The 20,477-nt window shown below is 64.5% G+C and carries 19 protein-coding genes; 8 read left to right on the top strand and 11 right to left on the bottom strand.

Going from position 1 to position 20,477, the window contains the following annotated elements; all coding sequences use genetic code 11:
• Positions 1–202 precede the first annotated feature (202 nt).
• Entirely contained in the window at positions 203–745 is a 543-nt protein-coding gene (locus AC2CGW_RS20975; protein WP_186663871.1) for an RrF2 family transcriptional regulator, read from the top strand.
• Here AC2CGW_RS20975 and AC2CGW_RS20970 read toward each other — a convergent pair.
• A complete protein-coding gene (locus AC2CGW_RS20970; RefSeq protein WP_186663872.1) occupies positions 742–1,080 on the bottom strand; it encodes a cupin domain-containing protein in 339 nt (112 codons plus the stop codon). The two genes, AC2CGW_RS20975 and AC2CGW_RS20970, sit on opposite strands and share 4 nt — an antisense overlap.
• A 73-nt stretch (positions 1,081–1,153) precedes the next feature.
• Here AC2CGW_RS20970 and AC2CGW_RS20965 point away from each other — a divergent pair, with 73 nt between their 5' ends.
• A complete protein-coding gene (locus AC2CGW_RS20965) occupies positions 1,154–2,053 on the top strand; it encodes a LysR family transcriptional regulator (RefSeq protein WP_186711253.1) in 900 nt (299 codons plus the stop codon).
• Between the two features lie 113 nt (positions 2,054–2,166).
• Entirely contained in the window at positions 2,167–3,366 is a 1,200-nt protein-coding gene (locus tag AC2CGW_RS20960) for an MFS transporter (protein ID WP_484574529.1), read from the top strand.
• Between the two features lie 64 nt (positions 3,367–3,430).
• On the opposite strand, the gene AC2CGW_RS20955 is transcribed toward AC2CGW_RS20960, so the two are convergent.
• The 8 genes from AC2CGW_RS20955 to AC2CGW_RS20920 all read right to left on the bottom strand — a co-directional run bounded on the left by AC2CGW_RS20955 (position 3,431) and on the right by AC2CGW_RS20920 (position 10,445).
• Positions 3,431–4,090, bottom strand: a complete 660-nt coding sequence (locus AC2CGW_RS20955) for an HAD family hydrolase (RefSeq protein WP_186711255.1) — start codon at positions 4,088–4,090, stop codon at positions 3,431–3,433.
• Between the two features lie 81 nt (positions 4,091–4,171).
• Positions 4,172–5,533, bottom strand: a complete 1,362-nt coding sequence (locus tag AC2CGW_RS20950) for a sensor histidine kinase (protein WP_186663878.1) — start codon at positions 5,531–5,533, stop codon at positions 4,172–4,174.
• Entirely contained in the window at positions 5,530–6,192 is a 663-nt protein-coding gene (locus AC2CGW_RS20945; RefSeq protein ID WP_186663880.1) for a response regulator, read from the bottom strand. Before AC2CGW_RS20945 ends, AC2CGW_RS20950 begins: the two co-directional genes overlap by 4 nt.
• Positions 6,193–6,194: 2 nt before the next feature.
• The gene (locus AC2CGW_RS20940) at positions 6,195–6,836 is read right to left on the bottom strand and encodes a tetratricopeptide repeat protein (protein ID WP_186663882.1); all 642 of its coding nucleotides are present in this window, start codon (positions 6,834–6,836) and stop codon (positions 6,195–6,197) included.
• Entirely contained in the window at positions 6,833–7,639 is an 807-nt protein-coding gene (locus tag AC2CGW_RS20935; RefSeq protein WP_186663884.1) for an SDR family oxidoreductase, read from the bottom strand. The genes AC2CGW_RS20940 and AC2CGW_RS20935 overlap by 4 nt, the downstream gene beginning before the upstream one ends.
• On the bottom strand, positions 7,626–8,306 hold the full coding sequence (locus tag AC2CGW_RS20930) for an iron-containing redox enzyme family protein (RefSeq protein ID WP_186663886.1): 681 nt from the start codon (positions 8,304–8,306) through the stop codon (positions 7,626–7,628). Before AC2CGW_RS20930 ends, AC2CGW_RS20935 begins: the two co-directional genes overlap by 14 nt.
• An 8-nt stretch (positions 8,307–8,314) precedes the next feature.
• Positions 8,315–9,778 (bottom strand): AMP-binding protein, encoded by a 1,464-nt coding sequence (locus AC2CGW_RS20925; protein ID WP_484574528.1) that lies wholly within the window; start codon positions 9,776–9,778, stop codon positions 8,315–8,317.
• On the bottom strand, positions 9,768–10,445 hold the full coding sequence (locus AC2CGW_RS20920; RefSeq protein ID WP_186663890.1) for a thermostable hemolysin: 678 nt from the start codon (positions 10,443–10,445) through the stop codon (positions 9,768–9,770). Before AC2CGW_RS20920 ends, AC2CGW_RS20925 begins: the two co-directional genes overlap by 11 nt.
• Positions 10,446–10,637: 192 nt before the next feature.
• Between AC2CGW_RS20920 and lexA the strand changes: the two genes are divergently transcribed.
• The 4 genes from lexA to AC2CGW_RS20900 are packed head-to-tail and all read left to right on the top strand — an operon-like array spanning position 10,638 to position 16,368.
• Positions 10,638–11,246: a transcriptional repressor LexA gene (gene lexA, locus AC2CGW_RS20915; RefSeq protein WP_483407408.1), complete on the top strand. Its 609-nt coding sequence runs from the start codon at positions 10,638–10,640 to the stop codon at positions 11,244–11,246.
• Positions 11,246–11,866, top strand: coding sequence for a translesion DNA synthesis-associated protein ImuA (gene imuA, locus AC2CGW_RS20910; protein WP_186711259.1), 621 nt, complete (start codon positions 11,246–11,248; stop codon positions 11,864–11,866). Before lexA ends, imuA begins: the two co-directional genes overlap by 1 nt.
• Before the next feature lie 6 nt (positions 11,867–11,872).
• Entirely contained in the window at positions 11,873–13,291 is a 1,419-nt protein-coding gene (locus tag AC2CGW_RS20905; RefSeq protein ID WP_186663896.1) for a Y-family DNA polymerase, read from the top strand.
• Positions 13,267–16,368, top strand: a complete 3,102-nt coding sequence (locus AC2CGW_RS20900) for an error-prone DNA polymerase (protein WP_484574527.1) — start codon at positions 13,267–13,269, stop codon at positions 16,366–16,368. The genes AC2CGW_RS20905 and AC2CGW_RS20900 overlap by 25 nt, the downstream gene beginning before the upstream one ends.
• A 6-nt stretch (positions 16,369–16,374) precedes the next feature.
• Here AC2CGW_RS20900 and AC2CGW_RS20895 read toward each other — a convergent pair whose 3' ends face one another.
• On the bottom strand, positions 16,375–17,793 hold the full coding sequence (locus AC2CGW_RS20895) for an aminotransferase-like domain-containing protein (protein ID WP_054891567.1): 1,419 nt from the start codon (positions 17,791–17,793) through the stop codon (positions 16,375–16,377).
• Positions 17,794–18,126: 333 nt separating this feature from the next.
• Between AC2CGW_RS20895 and AC2CGW_RS20890 the strand changes: the two genes are divergently transcribed.
• Positions 18,127–19,539, top strand: a complete 1,413-nt coding sequence (locus AC2CGW_RS20890) for an amino acid permease (protein ID WP_186663902.1) — start codon at positions 18,127–18,129, stop codon at positions 19,537–19,539.
• A 56-nt stretch (positions 19,540–19,595) separates the two neighbouring features.
• On the opposite strand, the gene AC2CGW_RS20885 is transcribed toward AC2CGW_RS20890, so the two are convergent.
• Positions 19,596–20,330 (bottom strand): FecR family protein, encoded by a 735-nt coding sequence (locus tag AC2CGW_RS20885; RefSeq protein ID WP_186707879.1) that lies wholly within the window; start codon positions 20,328–20,330, stop codon positions 19,596–19,598.
• Positions 20,331–20,477 lie beyond the last annotated feature (147 nt).

Here is a 20,477-nt window from a genome sequence, read left to right as displayed (position 1 = left end):
GACTATATTGGTCGTAGTTTAAAGCGACAAGCTTTTTTTTAACGGGCAGTCGCGGGCGGCCCTCGCTTTGCAGGTAAAGCAGCGATAAATCAGGGGTTCTGGGCGATTGAAAAAAATAGGCGGGCGACCGGTGGTGGCCGACGGCTTTGCCAGTTTCTGGAGAAGGGCGTACTATTTGCGACAAATTTGGTCGGAGATTGATATGTCGTTATACAGCGCGGGCGTCGAGTACGGCATTCACTGCCTGCTGTTTCTCATCGACGAGCGCGGCGACAGCCGCGAGTCCAGCGTGCGCGATCTCGCCGAACTGCAAGGGGTGCCGCAGGAATACCTGGCCAAGGTCTTCACCAAGTTGGCGCGTGCCGGGCTGGTGGCGGCCACCGAAGGCGTGCGCGGCGGTTTTCGCCTGGCCCGGCCTTCGGATGAAATCACCGTGCTGGATATCGTCAATGCCATCGATGGGCCGAAGAAGATCTTCGATTGCCGCGAGATCCGCGAGCGCTGCTCGCTGTTCGACGGCACGGCGCCAGGATGGGCAACCGAGGGCACCTGTGCCATCCATGCGGTGATGCTCAGCGCGCAGAAACGCATGGAAGAGGCACTCGCCCAGCAGACCATCCTCGACCTGGCGCGGCGTTTCGGGCGCAAGGCGCCGGCCGAGTTCGGGCAGAAGGTCAACGACTGGATGAGCGAGCGGCGCGATGGCAAGGGTGGGGCGGCGGAAATCGCGCTCAAGCAGCTCTAGTCGGTGGCGCTCCCGTAAAACACTGCCAGCCAGACTGTCGTCGCATCGGCTTGCGTCCACTCTACGCGGTGCCTGCAATGTGGCGGGATATCCAGGTGGTCGCCCGCCTTTAGTATGCGTGTTTCGCTCTCGTGCTCCAGGCGTAACCCGGCGCTGCCGCTGAGTACCACCACCCACTCGCCTTCGGCCTGGTCGTACCAGAAACCGGGCGGGCTGCATTGGCCGCTGGAGACGATGCGCTCGATGCGCAGTCCCGGGCGGCGCAGCAGCTCGTCGAATTGCTCGGCTGTTGCAGGGTCGAGCGGGGGCAGGGGGCTGAACAGGTTGTCGGGCATGGACGTTTGCCTTTCTTGATTCCGGACTGTGATTGTAGGAAGGTTCCGGGATTTTCTGCACGGAACCACGCCAATGGACAAGCTGCTAGCCATCAAGATGTTCATGGCGACTGTTGAGGCTCAGGGCTTTTCCGCTGCCGGCCGAAGGCTCGGGGTCGCGACCTCGTCGGTGACGCGCCTGGTCGATGCGTTGGAAAGCGAGCTGGGTACCAGCCTGCTCAACCGCTCGACCCGGCAGGTCAGCCTGACCGAGGCGGGCGTCGGCTACTATCAGCGCGCCCGCGCTATCGTTGCGGCCCTGGCCGAGGCCGATGCCAGCGTCGCCGATCGTGGACAGGAACCGGTGGGCGTGCTCCGCCTGTGCCTGCCGGTGGAGTTCGGGCGGCGGATGATCGCGCCACACCTGGGGCGCTTCATGGCCCGCTACCCCGCGCTGGAGCTGGATATCGACCTGAGCGATCGCTTCGACGATTTGCTTGACGGGCGCTATGACCTGTCCATTCGCCTGGGTGATCCGGCGCCGAGCGACGAGCTGGTCAGCCGGACCCTGGGCACTTTCGAGCGCTGGCTGGTGGCCAGCCCGGACTACCTGGCCAGCCATCCTGCGCTCGAGCACCCCGCGCAACTGAGCGAGCATGCCTGCTTGCGCTTTCGCTATGGTGGCCTGGGGCGACCGTGGCAACTGCGCCAAGGTGATGAGCTGATCGAGGTGGATGTGACCGGGCCCTTGCGCTGCGCCAACTCCGATTTACTGCGCGAGGCGGCGGTGGCGGGCAGTGGTGTCAGCCTGCTGGCTGACTGGTTGGTACGTGACGATGTCACTGCCGGGCGTCTGGTGCGGTTGTTCCCGGGCTGGCAGGCCAATCCGATCGCTGCCAGTGGCAATATCAACGCCTTGTATCTGCCCAACCATCGTTGGTCGCGGCGGGTAACGGCTTTCATCGAGTTCTGCGAGTCGTTGCTCAGGCCTTGAACGTGGTGGCGTTGCGCCTGGCGCAACGGCGCTTTGCGCTGTGGCCCGATTCCCTCGGCAGGCCCTGGCCGCTAAGGTGCGTCGCATGTCTTGCCATGTGTGAAGAATCTGAAATGACTGCTTCTTTAGCGACATCCTCTACATCCGGCACATCACTGAGCCGAGGCCTGGTGACGCTGCTGGCGTTCTGCTGTGGTGCCATCGTTGCCAACATCTACTACGCCCAACCCATCGTCGGCCTGATTGCGCCTGACCTTGGGCTGTCCACCGAGCGTGCCAGCCTGATCGTCTCGCTTACCCAGCTGGGTTACGCCCTGGGCCTGCTGTTGCTGGTGCCGTTGGCCGACCTGGTGGAGAACCGTCGGCTGATGATCGCCACGGCTGTGCTGTCTTGCGCCAGCCTGCTCCTGGCGGGCAGCAGCGGGCATGGCCAAGGTGAGCTGTTTCTCGGTTATGCCTTGCTGATCGGCTTCAGTTCGGTGGCGGTGCAGATGCTGATCCCACTGGCTGCGCATCTGTCGCCGGAGCAACAGCGTGGCCGGGTGGTGGGCAACATCATGGGTGGCCTGCTATTGGGCATCCTGCTGGCACGGCCCTTGTCGAGCCTGGTGGCCGATCACTTCGGCTGGCGTGCCGTGTTCCTGGGGGCGGCGGTGCTGATGGCGGCAATCGTCGTGCTGCTGGCCGTGACCCTGCCGCGACGTGTGCCGGAGCACAAGGCCAGCTACGTCGAGTTGATGGCCTCGCTGGGCGGGCTGCTTCGGCGCTACCCGTTGCTGCGCCAGCGTTCGCTGTATCAGGGCCTGATGTTCGCGACGTTCAGCCTGTACTGGACCGCCGTGCCCTTGGCGCTGGCGACCGAACATGGCCTGTCGCAGAGCCAGATCGCGTTGTTCGCGCTGGTGGGCGCGGTGGGCGCGATTGCTGCACCGATTGCCGGTCGCCTTGCCGATGCCGGGCATGCGCGCCAGGCGTCGTTGCTGGCCTTGGTGCTGGCGCCATTGTCGCTGCTGTTCGGATTGAGTGCGCCGGGCTACAGCGTGATCGGCCTGGGGTTGACCGGGGTGCTGCTGGACTTCGCCGTGCAGATGAACATGGTGATCGGCCAGCGTGAGGTGTACGCGCTGGACCCGGCCAGCCGTGGGCGGCTCAATGCCGTGTACATGACCAGTATCTTCATCGGCGGTGCGCTGGGGTCGGCGGTGGCCAGTGCCTTGTATGCGGGTTATGGCTGGAATGGCGTGGCGCTGGTGGGCGCGGTATTGCCGGGGCTGGCGCTGGTGATCTTCCTGATGGTTGCGCGACGGGCTTGAACCACTCTTCGGTAGGCGCGGGCCAAGTCGCAGCGGCGAACCGCCGCTCCTGTCGAGGAGCAGGTTACGCCTGCATCTCTTTGATCAACGCCCACAGCCGTGGGTCGTTGTAATCCTCGATCACCAGTTGCGCGCCGGCCTGCAGCAGGCGCTCGGCTGGTTGGGTGGTGGCCAGGGCCACGGTGAAGATCCCGGCGTCGACCGCCGCCTTCACGCCGGGCAGCGAGTCCTCGAAGGCCAGTGCCTGCTCGGCCTTGGCTTCCAGGCGCTGGAGGCCGGTGAGGTAGGGCAAGGGGTCGGGCTTGGGCCGGGCCAGCTCGTCGGCCACCAGCACATGCTCGAAGCGCTTGCCCAGGCCCATGGCCCCTAGCATGTGCTCGGCATTCAGCCGTGGGGCATTGGTCACCACGCACATGCCGATGCCGTGGCGCTCGGCGTGGTCCAGCAGGCGCAGCAGGCCCGGCATCGGCTCGAGCGTGGGCGACATGTCGCGGAACAACGCCTCCTTGCGGTCGGCCAGAGCCTTGCACTCAGCTGCATCGGCCTGGGGGAACAGCTCCTTGAACAGCAAACCGTTGGAACGCCCGCTGACCTGGGCGTTGAATTGCTCCTGGGTCAGTTCGCGGCCGTCGTACTCGTGCAGCAGCTTGCGAAATGCCTGCAGGTGGAGGGTGTCGGTGTCGGTGAGGGTCCCATCGAGGTCGAACAGCAGGGCGGTCAGCATCGGGCATCCTGGCAGTGAAGAAACAATTCAGCAGCAGCCATCATACCTGTATTGATCGATGACCGGTCAAGGGCCTCGACATCACGCCATGGGCAGTCGCAAGGTGGCTGCCAGCCCTTTGTGCGGTCGATTTTTCAGTCGCACCTGGCCCCCAAGGCGATCGATGATAGTCGCCACTATCGAAAGACCCAGACCTGCACCGTTCGTGGTGTTACGACTGTAGAACCGTTCGAATACACGGGAAAGACTCGCTTCATCGATACCCGGGCCTTCATCCTCGACCACTAATTCGAAGGCGTTGTCCAGGCGCTTGAGTGACACGATGATGCGGCCTGCCGGCGGTGAATGCTCTACCGCGTTGGACACCAGGTTCTGCAGGGCGATGCCCAGCGCGCCAGCATCGATCACCAAGTGATGGTCGCCTTCGTCGATCTCCAGGGAGGGCTCCAGCCCCCGGTCCAGTATCCATGGGGTCAGATCGGCCAGTGTGTCGGCGACCACTTCGGCCAGGTCTACGCGGGTAGTCGCACGCTGACCCAGCCGGGGTTCGACGCGGGCCAGTGTCAGCAGCTGATTGACCACTCGCGTCAACCGATCGACACCGCCCATGAGAAAGCCCAGCGCTTTTTGCCGCTCGCTATCGTTACTGGCAGCCAAGGCGTTCTGTGCATGCAGGCGCAGGACCGCCAACGGCGTGCGCATTTCGTGGGCGGCATCGGCGATGAACCGATGCTCGCGCCGTAGCAGGTCCTTGATCTGGGCCAGCAAGCGGTTGATGGCGGCCTGCATGGGCTCAAGCTCCGAGGGCAGGGGCACCAGTTGCAGAGGCTCCAGCGAGTCGGCGTGACGCCCGCGTATGACATTGGCCATGTTCTGGAGCGGTCCAAGTCCCCAGCCAATGGCGGCCCAGACCAGCAATGCCAATGCCAGGCTGCCGAGTAGAAAAGGCAGCAAGGTGTGACGCACGATGCGGTCGATCAGGTCGTAACGTACGTCGTCACGCTCGCCTACCCAGATCACCCAGTGTTTCTCCGGCACCGGTAACACGAAACCACGCCACTGTTCGCCAGCGGAGGTGAAATCGTAGAAGCCCGCCGCAGTTGGAGGAGGCATGGTCGGTGCGCTGGGGGTATGCACCAGCAGGCCTGCCCCCTCCTGCCACACCTGGAAAGCCAGTTTGCTTTCATACGGGTGCCCGACCTGATGCCGTCCTGCCTTGCTCAGAGCCTCGTTGAAGGCCTGATACAGCACTTCCCGTGAGCCTTCCTGCACCGGCATGTTCATGACGCCCTGTAGCAGGCGAGCATTCTGGGCGAGGTGGGCGTCATAGACTTCGTTAATCTCGCGGCGGCTGTCGTGATAGTTGTAGAGCGCCAGCAGGCCGGTGCCCAGTAGCAGCAATAGCATCACCCGCCAGAGTGTGCGTTGGCGTAGCGAAGTCATGCCTTGGCCTCGACCAGGTAGCCGATCCCGCGCACCGTCCGAATCAGACCGTTGAACAGCTTCTTGCGCAGGTGGTAGATATTGACCTCCAGGGTATTGCTCTCGGGCTCTTCGTCCCAGCCATACAGTAGCTGGGTCAGGCGTTCACGGGTGAAGACCCTGCCCGGTTGCGCCAACAGTTCGTGCAGCAGCAGGTATTCCTTGGGGGTCAGCACCACCTCGTTACCTTTGTAGTGCACTTGCTGGGTGGCCGGATCGAGGCTGACGCCTGCATGCTCGATCAACAGCTTGGCGCGCCCGGCGCTGCGCCGCAGCAAGGCGCGCAAGCGCGCCTTGAGCTCGTTGAGGTCGAAAGGCTTGACCAGGTAATCGTCAGCGCCGGCATCGAGGCCGGATATACGGTCGTCCAGTGCATCCCGTGCCGTGAGGATCAGCACCGGCAGGCTTTCGCCACCGGCGCGTACCCGTCGCAACAGTTCCAGGCCATCCATGCGAGGCAGACCAAGATCCAGAATCACCAGGTCGAAGCTCTCATGTTGCAGCGCATGCAAGCCACTGACACCGTCACGAAGCCAGTCCAGGGTGTAGCCCTCCTGGCGCAAACCGTCACAGATCCCTTCACCCAGTGCAATTTCGTCTTCAACCAGCAGCAGCCGCATGCTCAGTCCTGTTTGTCCTTGATCATTTTCATTAAAGCATCGATATCGCCGCGCCGACCTTGGTCAGCCAACTCACGTCCTGGTCGCGGTGGGGCTTGCAAGGCTTTGTGCAGGGCTTGAGTGGCTTCAGGATAACGCTTCTGCCGGTAGAGGTGATCGGCCCAGAAGTAGTTGCTGTCGATCCCGTTGGGGTTGATCTGCAGGGCTTGGCGCAGCAAGGCGTCTGCCTTGTCGGAATCGCCGAACCCGATCGGCCAGCCAGGCACTTGGTCGTATAGCGTGCCGAGACTGGTGTAGGCCGAACCCTGCAAGGCGTTGGGGTCCAGTTTCATGGCTTGTTCCAGGCTGGCCTTCGCCGCCTTGACCTTGCTCAATGCGCCAAGGCCACCTGTAGCCCCGGCCCAGCTGCTGTTGATGATGCCTTGCCAGATCAAGGGTTCAGGGGTGCCGGGGTACTGATGCACGAACGTGGCGGCATCGCCAGCCAGCTTTTCAAGCGCGTCGGCGCGTTTTTCCTTGGGCAGTTGATACTGGATCTGCGCCCAGCGCTGCTGCAGGCTGCTCAGGTGTTCGGAGCCGGCTTGGTCCAATGCCCAGGTCAAAGGTGTGAATGCCAGCAAGCTGGCGACGAACAGGCGCTTCATTTGATTGACTCCTTGGAGTGGTTACCGATATAGCGGCGAATGACGGGCAGTTGCTTGCGTAGCGCCCGATCGACGATGCCTGGCAGCATGCTGTTGATTCGCACGAAGAGTTTTTCCGGCCAGCCCAGGTATACCTCGCTGCGCTCGGACTCCACGGCCTCGAGCACAGCGCGCGCGACATCTGCCGGGTCGTCCATGCCGACCTTCAGCGCTTGGTTGAGCGCGGTCGCGGCGCTGCTGTTCATGGCGGTATGAGTTGCCCGTGGGGCGGCGTACAGGACGTTGACCGTGGTGTCGGCCAGCTCACGGCGTAACGCCTCCGAGAACCCGCGCAAGGCGAACTTGCTGGCGCAGTAGGTGGCGTAGCCCGGATAGCCGATCGATCCATAGGTTGAGCCGACGTTGACCACCAGCGCCTTGGGCTGAGCACGCAGCAGTGGCAGGCAGGCACGTGTCAGTTGCAGCGGCGCCTTCAGATTGATGTCCAGCAGTTCGTCGAGCGCCTGCTCGTCCAGCTGATCGAGCAGGGCGAAGCTGTTCACGCCAGCGGCGTTGATCAGCACGTTGACGTGGCCCCTCTCGCGGGCGCGGGCGACCACCTGTTCTCGCCCCTCTCGTGTGCGCAGGTCGGCGGCTTGCCAGTACAGACGGTCCGGGTATCGGTTCATCAGGCTGGCCAGCTTGCCCATGTGTCGGCTGACGGCCAGCACCTGGGCACCGGCAGCGCACAACTGCTCGGCCAGCTCCAGGCCAATGCCGCCACTGGCGCCGGTAAGGATCACGACAGATTCAGGCAAACGCATGATTCACCTCATGCTGCCCAGCGCGTGGCAAGCCTTGGAACATCTCGGTGTACAGGCGATAGACGACTTTCGCTGCGTGGATGACGGCCTGTTGATCCGCAGCATCGTCGAGACGGTCCATCAACTGTTTGTAGGTCTGCATGTGGCCCTGGTCGAGCGCACCATGGGAGCTGAGGTAGCTGAACGCTTGGTTGGGCAGGCCCAGGGTGCTTTGGATGGTGCCCGCCGCCTGGGTGGCCAGGGCGATGCTGGTGCCTTCGAGCACGTTGACCATGCCGAACAGGCCGACCGGGTTGCCGCGAGCAATCAGGTCGTAGAGGTAGGCGACCATCAGCTCTATCGACAGTGCCGGTCGACCATCACGTACCGCTTCCCAGTCACCGCCGCACGCCTTGATGTCGTTGAGAATCCACTGCTCGTGGCCGTACTCCTCCTCGATATATTCGCACACCGCGCCGCGCAGCCACTCCAGCCGCGACGGCAAGCGTGCGCCACAGGCCATCATCAGTGGAACGGTGTGACGAACATGGTGGTAGGCCTGGGTCAGGAAGGCGACATAGCTGTCCAGGCTGACCTGGCCGGCCAAGGCTTCACGGATCACAGGCACAGCGAACAATGCCTGGCGTTGTTGGGCTGTCTGTGTTTGCAGGGTGTCGAAAAAGGACATGGTAGACCTCACAAAGAAATGTCGGATAACAACGTGTGGTAACGCTTCAGGATCGCCTCGCGCCGAGGACGGCCATTGGCAGTCAGGGTCTCGTCATGGATACTCAGTGGGCTCGGCAAACGGCGCCATGCAGACACTCGGGCGTAATCGGGCAGTTGCGCGTTGCAGTGCTGCACGGCCTGCTCGATGGCTTCATCGCTGGCGGTGGGGTCCAGTGGCCACAGCAGTGCCAGGTTGTGCGGCAAGGCTTCGCCATGTACGAATGCCTGGGCGATGACGCCGCTCTGGGTCAGCTCGGCTTCAACCCACTCTGGGTTGACGTTGCGCCCGAAGCTGGTGATGAACTGGTGTTTCTTGCGCCCGTTCAGGTACAGGTAGCCCTCGTCGTCGAGGTGGCCGAGATCGCCGGTCGCCCACCATGACTGGGTAACCGGGGCGTCCTCCAGGTAGCCAAGCAAGGTCGAGCCGGCCACCAGCACCTCGCCGTCCTCGGCAATGCGCACCTGCACGTGGGGCAATGGCTTGCCGACGCTGCCAGGGCGAATGGCCCCCGGACGGTTCAGCGCAACCACGGACGCGCATTCCGACAGACCATACCCTTCGAACACCGGTAGCCCGACCGCTTCGGCCCGTGCCAGCAGGCTTGGCGATACCCGTGCACCGCCCACCGCGACTAAACGCAGTGGGCCAACGCGCATCAGTCCGCGCTCGATGGCCATGACCAGCCCCATCAGCAATTGCGGTACGAGTATCAGGCTCTGCGCACCGCTGAGCGCAATGACGCCCAGCAGCCGCTTGAAGTCGACCTGGCTCGCCCCGTTCATGCCCAACTGCTGCTGCGGATATAGCTGTACACAGGCGCCCGCCATCAGTGCGGCGTAGACGCCAATATTCTCCAGCAGCACACCCACTGGCAGCACTGCCAGATAGTGCAGTGTTTCGGCTGGTCGGCTGGCAGCTTCCAGCTCGCGCGCTACACGCAGTATGGCTTCGGCGCTGAGGCAGACACCTTTGGGGTTGCCGGTGCTGCCAGAGGTGTAGGTGATCTTGGCTGTGCCATCAGGCAATTGCGCGCGGGGCGCGTTTTCGCGTACCCAGAACTCACCATTCTGGACAAATCCCTTGTCTAGCAGATGCGGCGTCCACTGCGTCGTGCACAACACGGATGATGCACCGCTTTGGACAATGCAGTGATCGAACTGCGCCGCACTGAAGAACGACGGCACGATCACGCAGGGGCGCTCTGCGAACAAGGCCGCCAGATCCCAGAACAACAGCTCAGGGCCGTTATCCAGGGCCAGTACCAATGTACCCGCAGGTTGTCGATGCAGCACCTGAGCGCGCAGCTCCACCTCTGCGAGCAATTGCCGATAGGTGTAACGGTCAGTCGCACCCTTGACCGCCACGGCACCTGCATGATCACGTGCGAACGACATCAGTTGCTCGCGGAAACGCTCCAGTTCACGCAGCATGACCGGCCTCCCTGGCAATCGCGGGAAAGCCCAGTCGTTGGAATACGCCGGATCGGGTCAACGCGTCGAAGCCGTCGCCGATGCGCCCGACGAACACCTGGGGGCGTTGGTCATAGTAGGTCCCCCATTGGTCTACCTGGCCTGGTAAGCGGTTTGGGTCGGCCGACGCCAGCACGGTGGGTGTCAGCCCTAGCCGCCGAAAGCTGTTGATCAAGGTCGCGGCGCCGGTGAATGCGACCCACTCAAGGCCACGGATGGCAAGCAGCCAGGTGATGGCAATGATAATGATGCGGGCGCTGCCGGCGCTGAGCGAAGCCAGGTTGCCTACCTCGACCATGCAGGCGCGGCTTGGCGAAGTGCCTGTGAGCTGGGAAACGGCGGCCTCCAAGGGCATGTCCAGATACTTTTCGAGGAAAAGCGGACCCTCGCAGGCGGGGCGCATGCCTGCAGCTGCGATCAGTTGGCCGTGACTGTCCTGCAATGCCAGCAGCTCTGGCAGGTAATGCTGCACATCGGCCTGGTGCACGGTGGCAAAACATTGGTGGATAAAGTGCTCCAAGTCCTTGCGCGTGGGGTCATCCGCTCGATGAAGCGACAGGTGCGCGCGATGATCCGGGTGATTGCCGATAGCGAGTGGGAGCAGGCTGCTCCATTGAGATTCGGTCATGAAACTCCCCCCAATTGGGCTTGACGGGGTGGATTATCGGTATCGAATCTGAATGGAATCTGAAGTGGTGCGTTCGATGTCGGTTGCGCGCCACAGGGGCGCTGTTCGAGGGCGTCGGCCTGGGCAAAGACCCGAGGTGCGGCGACGAAGGGGGCTGTTCAGTGTTCCTGGAAAAGAGTACAAATGTGCTCCATGGACAAATTATCCCCCAAACGCCGCGCCATTCTCGAATTCATCCGCGAGCGCATCGCCGACCACGGCCAGCCGCCGAGCCTGGCCGATATCGCCGAGCGCTTCGGTTTTGCCTCGCGCAGCGTGGCGCGCAAGCACATCACCGCCCTGCATGAGGGCGGCTACATCGAGGTCACGCCTAACCAGGCGCGAGGCATTCGCCTGGCCGAACCGCTGCGCCGCCCGGAGATCCTCGAGATTCCGGTGCTTGGCCGGGTCGCCGCCGGTGCACCGATCGGCCCGGACCTGGGCATCCACGAACAACTGCTGATCGACCCCAGCCTGTTCCGCCGCACGCCCGACTACCTGCTCAAGGTGCGGGGCGATTCGATGATCGGCGACGGCATCCTCGACGGCGATCTGGTTGGCATTCTCCAGCAGGCCGATGCCCGTGACGGGCAGATCGTCGTCGCGCGGCTCGATGGCGAGGTCACCATCAAGCGCCTGCAACGGGTGGTTGGCGGCTATCGGCTGTTGCCGCGCAACCCGGCCTATGCCCCCATCGACGTGGGCCCCGAGCACGACTTCTGCATCGAAGGCGTGTTCTGCGGCCTGCTGAGGCGTGACTGATGGGCGCGGTGGTCGATCTCGAGGGGCTGCTCGACCAGCGCCGAATCTGGCGTGGGCGGCAGGTTCAGGCGCGCCCGCTCGGCCTGCAGCCCACCGGTCATGCCGTGCTGGACGAGCGTCTGCCTGAGGGGGGCTGGCCGTCGGCGGCGCTCAGCGAGTTGCTGCTGGCCAGCCCCGGTTGCGGTGAGCTGCAGTTGCTCTGGCCGACACTCGCCCGGCTGAGTGGCGAGGGTGGGCGGGTGGTGCTGGTGGCGCCGCCATTCATTCCCTACGCACCGGCCTGGCAGGCGGCAGGCGTCGATCTGCGCTGGCTGGCGCAGGTCGCGGCTGAGCCGGACGATGCCCTGTGGGCTGCCGAGCAGTGCCTGCGCTCTGGCAGTTGTGCCGCGGTGCTGTGCTGGCCGGAACGCACCGACGACCGAGCGTTGCGCCGCCTGCAGGTGGCCGCTGAAACCGGCGATGCGCTGGCCTTCGCCTGTCGATCCCAGCAGGCGGCACACAACCCGTCGCCTGCGGCTTTGCGTATCGCCATCGATACGCGTCCGGCACAGTGGCGCGTGCTCAAGTGCCGTGGCGGCCTGGTGCCGGCCACGCCCATCGCTGCTCCCGGACGAGGCTGATGCGCCATGCTCTGGGCCTGCATCCTGCTGCCGCAACTGGCGCTGGACACTGTCCAGCGCGGACGGGACGACGCCGATTCACCACTGGTACTGCTGGGGGGCCCAACTCAACGGCGCGTGTTGCAGGCGGTCAATGCGGCGGCCGCCGACCTGGGCCTGCGCGCCGGGCAGACGTTGGCTGCCGCCCGGGCCCTGGCTGACGGCTTCACCTGTGTCGAGGCCGATCCGGCGCGTATCGATGAGGTACAGCAACTGTTGGCGGCCTGGGCCTATCGGTTCAGCGCCCAGGTCAGCCTGCACTATCCACGTGCGTTGTTGCTGGAGGTGGGGTCGAGCCTGCAACTGTTCGGTCCGTGGTCGAGTTTCGAGGCGCGCCTGCGTACAGAGCTGCAGGGGCTCGGCCTGCGCCATCGTATTGTGCTGGCGAGCAACCCGGTGGCGGCACGCATGCTGGCCAACGGGCACGATGGCTTGGCGCTGACCTGCGCCGAGCAGACGCGCGCGGCATTGGCGAACATGCCTCTGGACCGGGTGGGCTTGCCTGCCGATGCCGCCCAAGCCTTCTCGCGCATGGGCTTGCGTCGGCTGGGGGAGGTCATGGCCTTGCCGCGCGCTGCCCTGGCCAAGCGTTTTGCTGCGCCTGTGCAGTTGCACCTGGACCAACTCTTCGGCCAGCGTGCGCTGGGGCTGGATTTCTATCAGCCGCCAGACCGCTTCGAGTCCCGGCTGGAGCTGAATTTCGATGTGGAATCGCACCAGGCGTTGTTGTTTCCCCTGCGCCGGTTGATCAACGATCTGGCCGCCTTTCTTGCCGGGCGTGACTGCGGCGTGCAGCGCTTCGACCTGCATCTGGAGCACGCCGAAGGGCCGGATACCGTGCTCAAGGTCGGCTTGCTGGCGGCCGAGCGCGAAGCGGCGATGCTCTTCGAACTGGCCCGTGGCCGGCTGGAACCGCTGCGCATTCCGGCACCGGTGCGCAACCTGCGCCTGCTGGCCGACGACCTGCCCCCCTTCGTGCCTCAGCATCGTGCGTTGTTCGACCCGCGCGCGCAGCAGGCCCAGCCCTGGGAACAGTTGCGCGAGCGCCTGCGGGCGCGGTTGGGGGACGAGGCGGTCAAGGGCCTGCGCGCCGAAGCCGATCACCGTCCCGAGCACGCCTGGCAGGCCAGCGAGCAGGGCGCGGCGGGCAGCCTGGCGGTCGCGCCCGGTAGCCGTCCTGGCTGGTTGCTGGCCCAGGCCCTGGCCTTGCCCGAGGGCGGCCTGCAATGGCTTGGCCAGGCCGAGCGCATCGAGTCGGGCTGGTGGGATGGCGGCGATGTGCGCCGTGACTACTACCGCATCGAAACCCGCGAAGGGCTGCGCGGTTGGGCCTACCGCGACCTCGCCCAACCCGGCCCCCTATGGCTGCAGGGCTGGTTCGCATGAGCCTGCCTGAGTATGCCGAGCTGCATTGCCTGTCGAATTTCAGTTTCCAGCGCGGCGCCTCCAGCGCCGACGAGCTGTTTCGTCGAGCCCATGAGCAGGGCTATCAGGCCCTGGCAATCACCGACGAATGCACCCTGGCCGGTATTGTCCGTGCCTGGCAGGCAGCCCGTGAGCATGGCGTAAGGTTGATCGTCGGCAGCGAAGTGCAGGTGCAGGACGGGCCGCGCCTGGTGCTGCTGGTGGAGAACCTGACCGGCTACCAGAGCCTCTGCGCGCTCATCACCCGCGCGCGGCGCCGGGCAGAGAAGGGCGAGTATCGATTACTGGCCGAAGACCTGCAGGCACATTGCGCAGGCTTGCTGGCGCTGTGGATCGCTGACGACCCTGGCGACCCCGAACCCGGTCGCTGGTTGCAGACACTGTTCCCCGACCGCCTGTGGCTGGCGGTGCACCTGCACCGTGGCAGCGACGACGCATCGCGCTTGCAGCGTTTGCGTGTCCTGGCCGGGCAACTGGCGATTCGCGCCGTGGCCTGTGGTGACGTGCACATGCATGTGCGTGGCCGTCGCGCCTTGCAGGATTGCATGACCGCGATCCGCCAGCACTGCACGGTGGCCGAAGCCGGTGGCTACCTCTACCCCAATGGCGAACGTCACCTGCGCAGCCGCGAACAACTGGCCGAACTGCACCCCGGCGACCTGCTGGCCGAAACCCTGGTCATCGCCGAGCGCTGCCGCTTCGAGCTGAGCGAGCTGAAGTACCAGTACCCCCGTGAGCTGGTCCCCGAAGGCCACAGCCCGGCGAGCTGGTTGCGTCGGTTGTGCGAGCAGCGCCTGGCGATACGCTGGCCGCAAGGCGCGAGCGCCGAGGTGTACCAGACCCTCGAAGGCGAGCTGGCGCTGATCGAAGAGTTGGGGTACGAGAGTTACTTCCTCACCGTCCATGACATCGTCGATTTCGCCCGTCGGCAAAACATTCTCTGCCAGGGGCGGGGATCTGCCGCCAATTCGGTGGTGTGTTTCGTGCTGGGGATCACCGAGCTCGACCCGATGACCCACCGCCTGCTGTTCGAGCGTTTCCTCTCACGCGAACGCAACGAGCCGCCTGACATCGACGTGGATTTCGAACACGACCGCCGCGAAGAGGTGATTCAGTACGTGTTCAGGCGCTATGGCCGGCACCGCGCGGCACTTACGGCGGTGGTCAGCACTTATCACGCCGCCGGCGCCGTGCGTGACGTGGCTCGGGTGCTGGGCCTGCCGAGCGACCAGGTGGATGCCCTGGCCAAATGCTGCGGGCGCTGGAGCGATCGAATTCCCGATGCGCAGCGCCTGGCCGAGGCCGGCTTCGAGGCGCAGAGCCCGTCGTTGCGACGCATCCTGGTGCTGGCCGGGGAGCTGATCGGTTTCCCTCGGCACCTGTCGCAGCACCCTGGCGGCTTCGTGATTTCCGAACAGCCATTGGACCAGCTGGTGCCGGTGGAGAACGCCGCCATGCCCGAGCGCACGGTGATCCAATGGGACAAGGACGACCTGGACATGGTCGGCCTGCTCAAGGTCGATGTGCTCGCCCTGGGCATGCTCAGCGCCCTGCGCCGTTGCTTCGATCTGCTCCGGCTGCACCGTGGCCGCGAGCTGACCCTGGCCAGCATCCCCCAGGAAGACCCGGCCACCTACGCGATGATCAGCCGCGCCGAGACCATGGGTGTGTTCCAGATCGAGTCGCGGGCACAGATGGCCATGCTGCCGCGTCTTCAGCCGCGCACCTTCTACGACCTGGTCATCGAAGTGGCGATCGTGCGACCCGGGCCGATCCAGGGGGACATGGTGCATCCGTATCTGCGGCGGCGTCTGAAGCAAGAGCCGGTCACCTATCCTTCGGAAAAGCTCAAGGCGGTTTTCGAGCGCACCCTCGGCGTGCCCTTGTTCCAGGAGCAGGTGATGGAGCTGGCCATGGTTGCAGCCGACTACACCCCGGGCGAAGCCGACCAGTTGCGCCGCAGCATGGCGGCGTGGAAGCGTCATGGCGGGCTGGAGCCGCATCGCGTGCGTTTGCTCGAGGGCATGTTGCGCAACGGTTACGAGCTGGCCTTTGCCGAGCGCATCTTCGAGCAGATCAAGGGCTTCGGCAGCTATGGTTTTCCCGAGTCCCACGCCGCCAGCTTCGCCTTGCTGTGCTATGCCAGCAGTTGGCTCAAGTGCCACGAGCCGGCGATCTTCACCTGCGCGTTGATCAACAGCTGGCCCATGGGCTTCTACAGCCCTGACCAGCTTTTGCAGGAGGCGCGTCGGCAGGGCATCGAAGTGCGACCGGTGGATGTCGTTCACAGCGTCTGGGACTGTACTCTGGAACCGCAGGGCGATGGCGCTCTGGCGATTCGCCTGGGGCTGCGGCAGGTCCGCGGTTTCGGCGAAGACGACGCCCGGCGCCTGGAGCAGGCGCGGGCGCAGCAGCCATGGCGGGATGTCGAGGATCTGTGCCTGCGTGCGTCCCTCGACAGCCGCGCCCGCGCGCGCCTGGCCGATGCCGGTGCCTTGCGTGCCCTGGCTCGCGATCGCCATCAGGCGCGCTGGCAGGTCGCTGCCGTGCAGGCGCAACTGCCGTTGTTCGCTGGGGTCGAGTCTGCGCCTGAGAGCGAAGTGAGCTTGCCGGCGCCGAGTGTGGCCGAAGACCTGTTCGCCGACTACGCGACCCTTGGCACCACACTTGGCCCGCATCCCTTGACGCTGCTGCGTTCACGCCTGCGCGCGCTGGGTTGCCGCAGCTCCCGTGAGCTGGATGGCTTGAGCCATGGCGACAGTGTCGCCGTGGCCGGCATCGTCGTAGGTCGCCAGCGCCCCCAGACGGCCAGCGGCGTGACCTTCGTCACCCTGGAGGACGAGTTCGGCATGCTCAATGTGGTGGTGTGGCGGGATCTGGCCGAGCGACAGCGGCGAGCCCTGGTGGGCTCGCAACTGCTCAAGGTCAGTGGTCGGCTGGAGCAGGAAAATGGTGTCAGACACTTGATCGCGCGGCGGTTGGAGGATGTCAGTGGGTTATTGCGGGGGCTGGATGTGAGGAGTCGGGATTTTCATTAGCCTTCCTCACCCTCGCCTGACATGCCGCACCAACACCTTCTCCAGCAACTCCCACATCCCGGGATCCGTGCTGAAAGCCACATTGAACCGCATCCACCCCGTGGCCTGCGCATCGACCATGAACAACTGCCCAGGCCCAAGCATGATCCCCTGTTCCAGCGCGTCGTCCAGCAATGCCGCACTGTCGGGGATGGCCGGGTGGCGGGTCCAGATGTACATGCCTTCATCCGATTCGATGAACAGCTCGAAGCCCAGCCGATGCAGGTGCCGACCCACTTCCTGATGCGCTTCGGCCAGGCGCTGGCGCAGGCGCTTGAGGTGCTTGCGCCAGCGACCGTCGATCACTGCGGCGTACACCACGCGCTCCATCACCTGCGAGGTGGTCAGCCCTGAACGCATCTTCAACTGCAACAGCTGCTGCATCACCTCGGCTTCAGCCACCAGGTAGCCCACCCGCACGTTGGGCGAGATGCTCTTGGAGTAGCTGCCCACGTATACCACCTGCTGCAGATGGTCGAGGCTGGCAAGGCACGGCTGCGGCTCGGCGATCATGTCGGCGTAGAGGTTGTTCTCCACCAGGCGCAAGCCATGCTGCGACGCCAGTTGCAGCAGGCGGTGCAACTGCGCCAGCGGCGTGCGCGAACAGGTCGGGCTGTGCAGGTGTGGCTGGGTGAAGAACACTGTCGGGCGATGGTGGGCGAGCAAGCGCTCCAACTGGTCGAGGTCGTAGCCCACGGGTGTGCGCGGCACGCCGACCAGGGTCGCGCCCTGAAAGCGCAGGATGCTCATCAGGTTGGGATAGCCTGGGTCGTCCACCAGCACCACGTCACCCGGTCGCACCAGGGTACGCACCGCCAGGTCCAGCGCCTGGCTGGCGCCATGGGTGAGCATCAGTTGCGCAGGGCTGGCGACGATCGACAGCTCCTGCTGCAGGTTCTGCGCGGTCAGCGCGCGCAGTTCGGGCAGGCCCATCGGGTCACCATAGCCAGACAGCTCCAGCGGGCTGCCGGCCACCTGGCGCATGCCGCGACGCAAGCCGTCTTCGTACATCCAGTCGTTGGGCAGCCAGCCGCAGCCGGGTTTGAATGGCAGTTGGCGGGTCTCGAAGATCTGTTGCAGGTACCACTCGGAGTTGAACGATGGTCGGGTTGTGTCAGCTTGCGGAGTGTGCGTGTCGAGCAACTCGCCCGCCGAGCGGCTGACGAAGAAACCCGCATTGCCGCGACTGACCAGCAGCCCCTGGGCCACCAGGCGGTCGTAGGCTTCGACCACGGTGAAGGTACTCACCGAGTAGGTCGAGGCGAACGCGCGGATAGACGGCACCTTGGCGCCGGGCTTGAGGGTCTGGTTGTCGATGAGCTCGCGCAACCCGTCAATGATCTGGTTGACCAGCGGGGTAGGGGAGTCCGGATGTAGTCGCAGCATGGGGTGCCTTCAGGTGTGCGTAACGCCAAGCGCCTGCAGGGTGTCGCGGGTGTATTGCATTGGCGGCCTGTACAGTGCAGTGCGAGTTTCATGCCACTGTGCATGGCTCTATGTGGCGGACATTTTTACATTAGGTGTCAGATATCGCCAGATGCAACACGTTCAGTTCGCCCGAGCGGCAACCCTCGGGCGCGTCAGCAGGCCGCCATGGAAGGTCTGCGTGTGTTCCTCACACCTCCTGCCCGCAATAGCGCTGATGTACAGGTGAGGCCGATAACCATCGGGGTTTCACAGTTTTTCCTTGGATAAAAAGAAGCACGGGGTACACAACTGATGGACGCAACATCCACATCCACCACCTCCGCGGAAGGCGGCCACGAGAGCAAGCTCAGTGCCTCGCTCAAGTCGCGCCACCTGACGATGATGTCGATCGCCGGGGTCATTGGCGGCGCCTTGTTCGTCGGCTCTGGCAGCGTGATCCACAGCGCCGGCCCAGCGGCTGTCCTGGCGTACCTCGCCGGCGGCATCCTGGTGGTGCTGATCATGCGCATGCTCGGCGAGATGGCGACCTCCTCGCCGGACACCGGCTCGTTCTCCACCTATGCCGATCGCGCCATCGGGCGCTGGGCCGGTTTCACCATCGGTTGGCTGTACTGGTGGTACTGGGTCATCCTCATGGCCTGGGAAGCCTACGTGGCGGGCAAGATCCTGCATGGCTTCTTCCCCGACGTCAGCGTCAACGTGTTCGTGCTGGCGACCACCTTGCTGCTGATCACCGTGAACTTCTTCAACGTCAAGCACTACGGCGAGTTCGAGTTCTGGTTCGCCTTGATCAAGGTGGTGGCGATCGTCTGCTTCCTGGTGGTGTGTACCGCCGCCGTGATGAACGTCTGGCAGTTCGGTGAGGTGCGCGGCATCACCCACCTGACCGCCGAAGGCTTCATGCCCAACGGCATCACCACGGTGATCGGCGCCTTGCTCGGGGTGATGTTCGCCTTCCTCGGTGCCGAAATCGTGACCATCGCGGCTTCGGAAGCGAAGGACCCGGCCACCCAGATCGTCAAGGCCACCAACTCGGTGGTGTGGCGTGTGTGCCTGTTCTACGTCGGCTCGATCTTCCTGATCGTCTGCCTGGTGCCGTGGAACGATCCGCACCTGGGCGTTTCCGGTTATGGCGCCTACCGCCGCACCCTGGAACTGCTGGGTGTGCCGTATGCCGAGCTGCTGATGAACTTCGTGGTGTTGACCTCGGTGAGCAGTTGCCTGATCTCCGGCCACTACACCGCTTCGCGCATGCTGTTCTCGCTGTCCCAGCGGGGCGATGCGCCGTCGTTCTTCAAGATCACCCGCGCCGGCACCGGTGTCCCGGTGTACGCAATCCTCGGCTCGTGCGCCGTGGCGGTGGTCTGCGCGCTGATCAACTTCAGCGAGACCCTGCGCCCGAAGGACGTGCTGGAAACCCTGATGAACACCACTGGCATGATCGCCCTGCTGGTGTACCTGGTGATTGCCTTCTCGCAACTGCGCATGCGCCGCAAGCTGATCGCCGAGGGCCGCGAGGTGCGTCTGAAGATGTGGCTGTTCCCCTGGCTGACCTACCTGGTGATCGCCTTCATCGTTGCCGCACTGGTGACCATGGCCTTCATGCCTGACTACCAGATCCTGGTGATCTCCACCGGTATCGCCGCGGCCATCGTGGTGGCCATGGGTGTGGTACACCAGATCCGCAGCGCCAAGCGTCACTGACCGCTGCCGGGCTGTACGGAAAACGCGGCCGGCTCCCCAGGGGACCGGCCGCGTTTTCATTTGCGGCGCACCACGGTCAGCCAGTCGGTGTAGTGGGCAATCTTGATCGGCAAGCTGGCCTGCAGGTCATCGAGGGCCTGGTCGGTGTCGTCCAGGGCCAGGTCGTCGGCGACCTTCAGGTCGGCCAGCGACGGGGCATCGAACAACAGCAGGCCGCGGTGGTGTCGGGCCAGACGCTCGAGCGTTTCGTTCAGCGGTTGACCGTCGCCTGGCAGGCGCTCCAGGTACCAGGCTGCCTGGGTATCGCCGGTATCGACCTGGGTCACGGTTGCGGGCGTGATGCCATCGAAGCGCAACTGCTGGCCGCGGTTGAGCGACAGTTGGCGACCGTTGACAGACAGTTCGACCCGCCCCTCCAGCACGGTGACTTCGCTGCTGTCCTGCAGCCGCTCGACGATCAGTTTCGCGTCCAGCGGACGCAGGCTGCCCTGTGGGGTGACGATGAACAGCGGGCGGGTATCGCCCCGGGCCACTTCCAGCAGCAACTGGCCCTTGAGCAGGTCGATCCGTCGCTGAGTCCTATCGAACGCCAGGTCCACGGCCGACCCGCTGTCCAGGGTCAGCAGGCTGCCGTCCTCCAGTTGCCGGGTCAGGCGGTTCTGGCTGTCGGTGGACAGGTCGGACAGCTCGAAGCCCTGACCCATCCAGGGCGAGGCGAGCAGGATGGAGGCGCCGATCAACGCAAGGATGGCCAGGGGCAGGGCGAGACGCGGGTAGGGGAAGGCATTCATGGCGAGCGACGTATGGAAGTTATGCGGATGACCTCCAGCATAGGCTGTCAGTTCCTGTTTTCGTTCAGGCGAAGCGGATCGGTCAGACCGATACCCCGAACGTTCGGCAAAAAGCATATGCTAGCGCTTCCAACTGCCGAAGGAGTC

The organism is Pseudomonas sp. SYWMCR5 (assembly GCF_057197165.1).
This window is presented reverse-complemented; position numbering and strand designations above follow the sequence as displayed.

What these genes read in the sequence shown, in the direction of transcription:
- AC2CGW_RS20960 (WP_484574529.1), top strand. Translation starts at nt 2,167, where the DNA reads ATGACTGCTTCTTTAGCGACATCCTCTACATCCGGCACATCACTGAGC.
- lexA (WP_483407408.1), top strand. Translation starts at nt 10,638, where the DNA reads ATGGACAAATTATCCCCCAAACGCCGCGCCATTCTCGAATTCATCCGC.
- AC2CGW_RS20950 (WP_186663878.1), bottom strand. Translation starts at nt 5,533, where the DNA reads ATGACTTCGCTACGCCAACGCACACTCTGGCGGGTGATGCTATTGCTG.
- AC2CGW_RS20890 (WP_186663902.1), top strand. Translation starts at nt 18,127, where the DNA reads ATGGACGCAACATCCACATCCACCACCTCCGCGGAAGGCGGCCACGAG.
- AC2CGW_RS20970 (WP_186663872.1), bottom strand. Translation starts at nt 1,080, where the DNA reads ATGCCCGACAACCTGTTCAGCCCCCTGCCCCCGCTCGACCCTGCAACA.
- AC2CGW_RS20945 (WP_186663880.1), bottom strand. Translation starts at nt 6,192, where the DNA reads ATGCGGCTGCTGCTGGTTGAAGACGAAATTGCACTGGGTGAAGGGATC.
- AC2CGW_RS20925 (WP_484574528.1), bottom strand. Translation starts at nt 9,778, where the DNA reads ATGCTGCGTGAACTGGAGCGTTTCCGCGAGCAACTGATGTCGTTCGCA.
- AC2CGW_RS20940 (WP_186663882.1), bottom strand. Translation starts at nt 6,836, where the DNA reads ATGAAGCGCCTGTTCGTCGCCAGCTTGCTGGCATTCACACCTTTGACC.
- AC2CGW_RS20930 (WP_186663886.1), bottom strand. Translation starts at nt 8,306, where the DNA reads ATGTCCTTTTTCGACACCCTGCAAACACAGACAGCCCAACAACGCCAG.
- AC2CGW_RS20935 (WP_186663884.1), bottom strand. Translation starts at nt 7,639, where the DNA reads ATGCGTTTGCCTGAATCTGTCGTGATCCTTACCGGCGCCAGTGGCGGC.
- imuA (WP_186711259.1), top strand. Translation starts at nt 11,246, where the DNA reads ATGGGCGCGGTGGTCGATCTCGAGGGGCTGCTCGACCAGCGCCGAATC.
- AC2CGW_RS20955 (WP_186711255.1), bottom strand. Translation starts at nt 4,090, where the DNA reads ATGCTGACCGCCCTGCTGTTCGACCTCGATGGGACCCTCACCGACACC.
- AC2CGW_RS20885 (WP_186707879.1), bottom strand. Translation starts at nt 20,330, where the DNA reads ATGAATGCCTTCCCCTACCCGCGTCTCGCCCTGCCCCTGGCCATCCTT.
- AC2CGW_RS20920 (WP_186663890.1), bottom strand. Translation starts at nt 10,445, where the DNA reads ATGACCGAATCTCAATGGAGCAGCCTGCTCCCACTCGCTATCGGCAAT.
- AC2CGW_RS20905 (WP_186663896.1), top strand. Translation starts at nt 11,873, where the DNA reads ATGCTCTGGGCCTGCATCCTGCTGCCGCAACTGGCGCTGGACACTGTC.
- AC2CGW_RS20965 (WP_186711253.1), top strand. Translation starts at nt 1,154, where the DNA reads ATGGACAAGCTGCTAGCCATCAAGATGTTCATGGCGACTGTTGAGGCT.
- AC2CGW_RS20900 (WP_484574527.1), top strand. Translation starts at nt 13,267, where the DNA reads ATGGCTGCAGGGCTGGTTCGCATGAGCCTGCCTGAGTATGCCGAGCTG.
- AC2CGW_RS20895 (WP_054891567.1), bottom strand. Translation starts at nt 17,793, where the DNA reads ATGCTGCGACTACATCCGGACTCCCCTACCCCGCTGGTCAACCAGATC.
- AC2CGW_RS20975 (WP_186663871.1), top strand. Translation starts at nt 203, where the DNA reads ATGTCGTTATACAGCGCGGGCGTCGAGTACGGCATTCACTGCCTGCTG.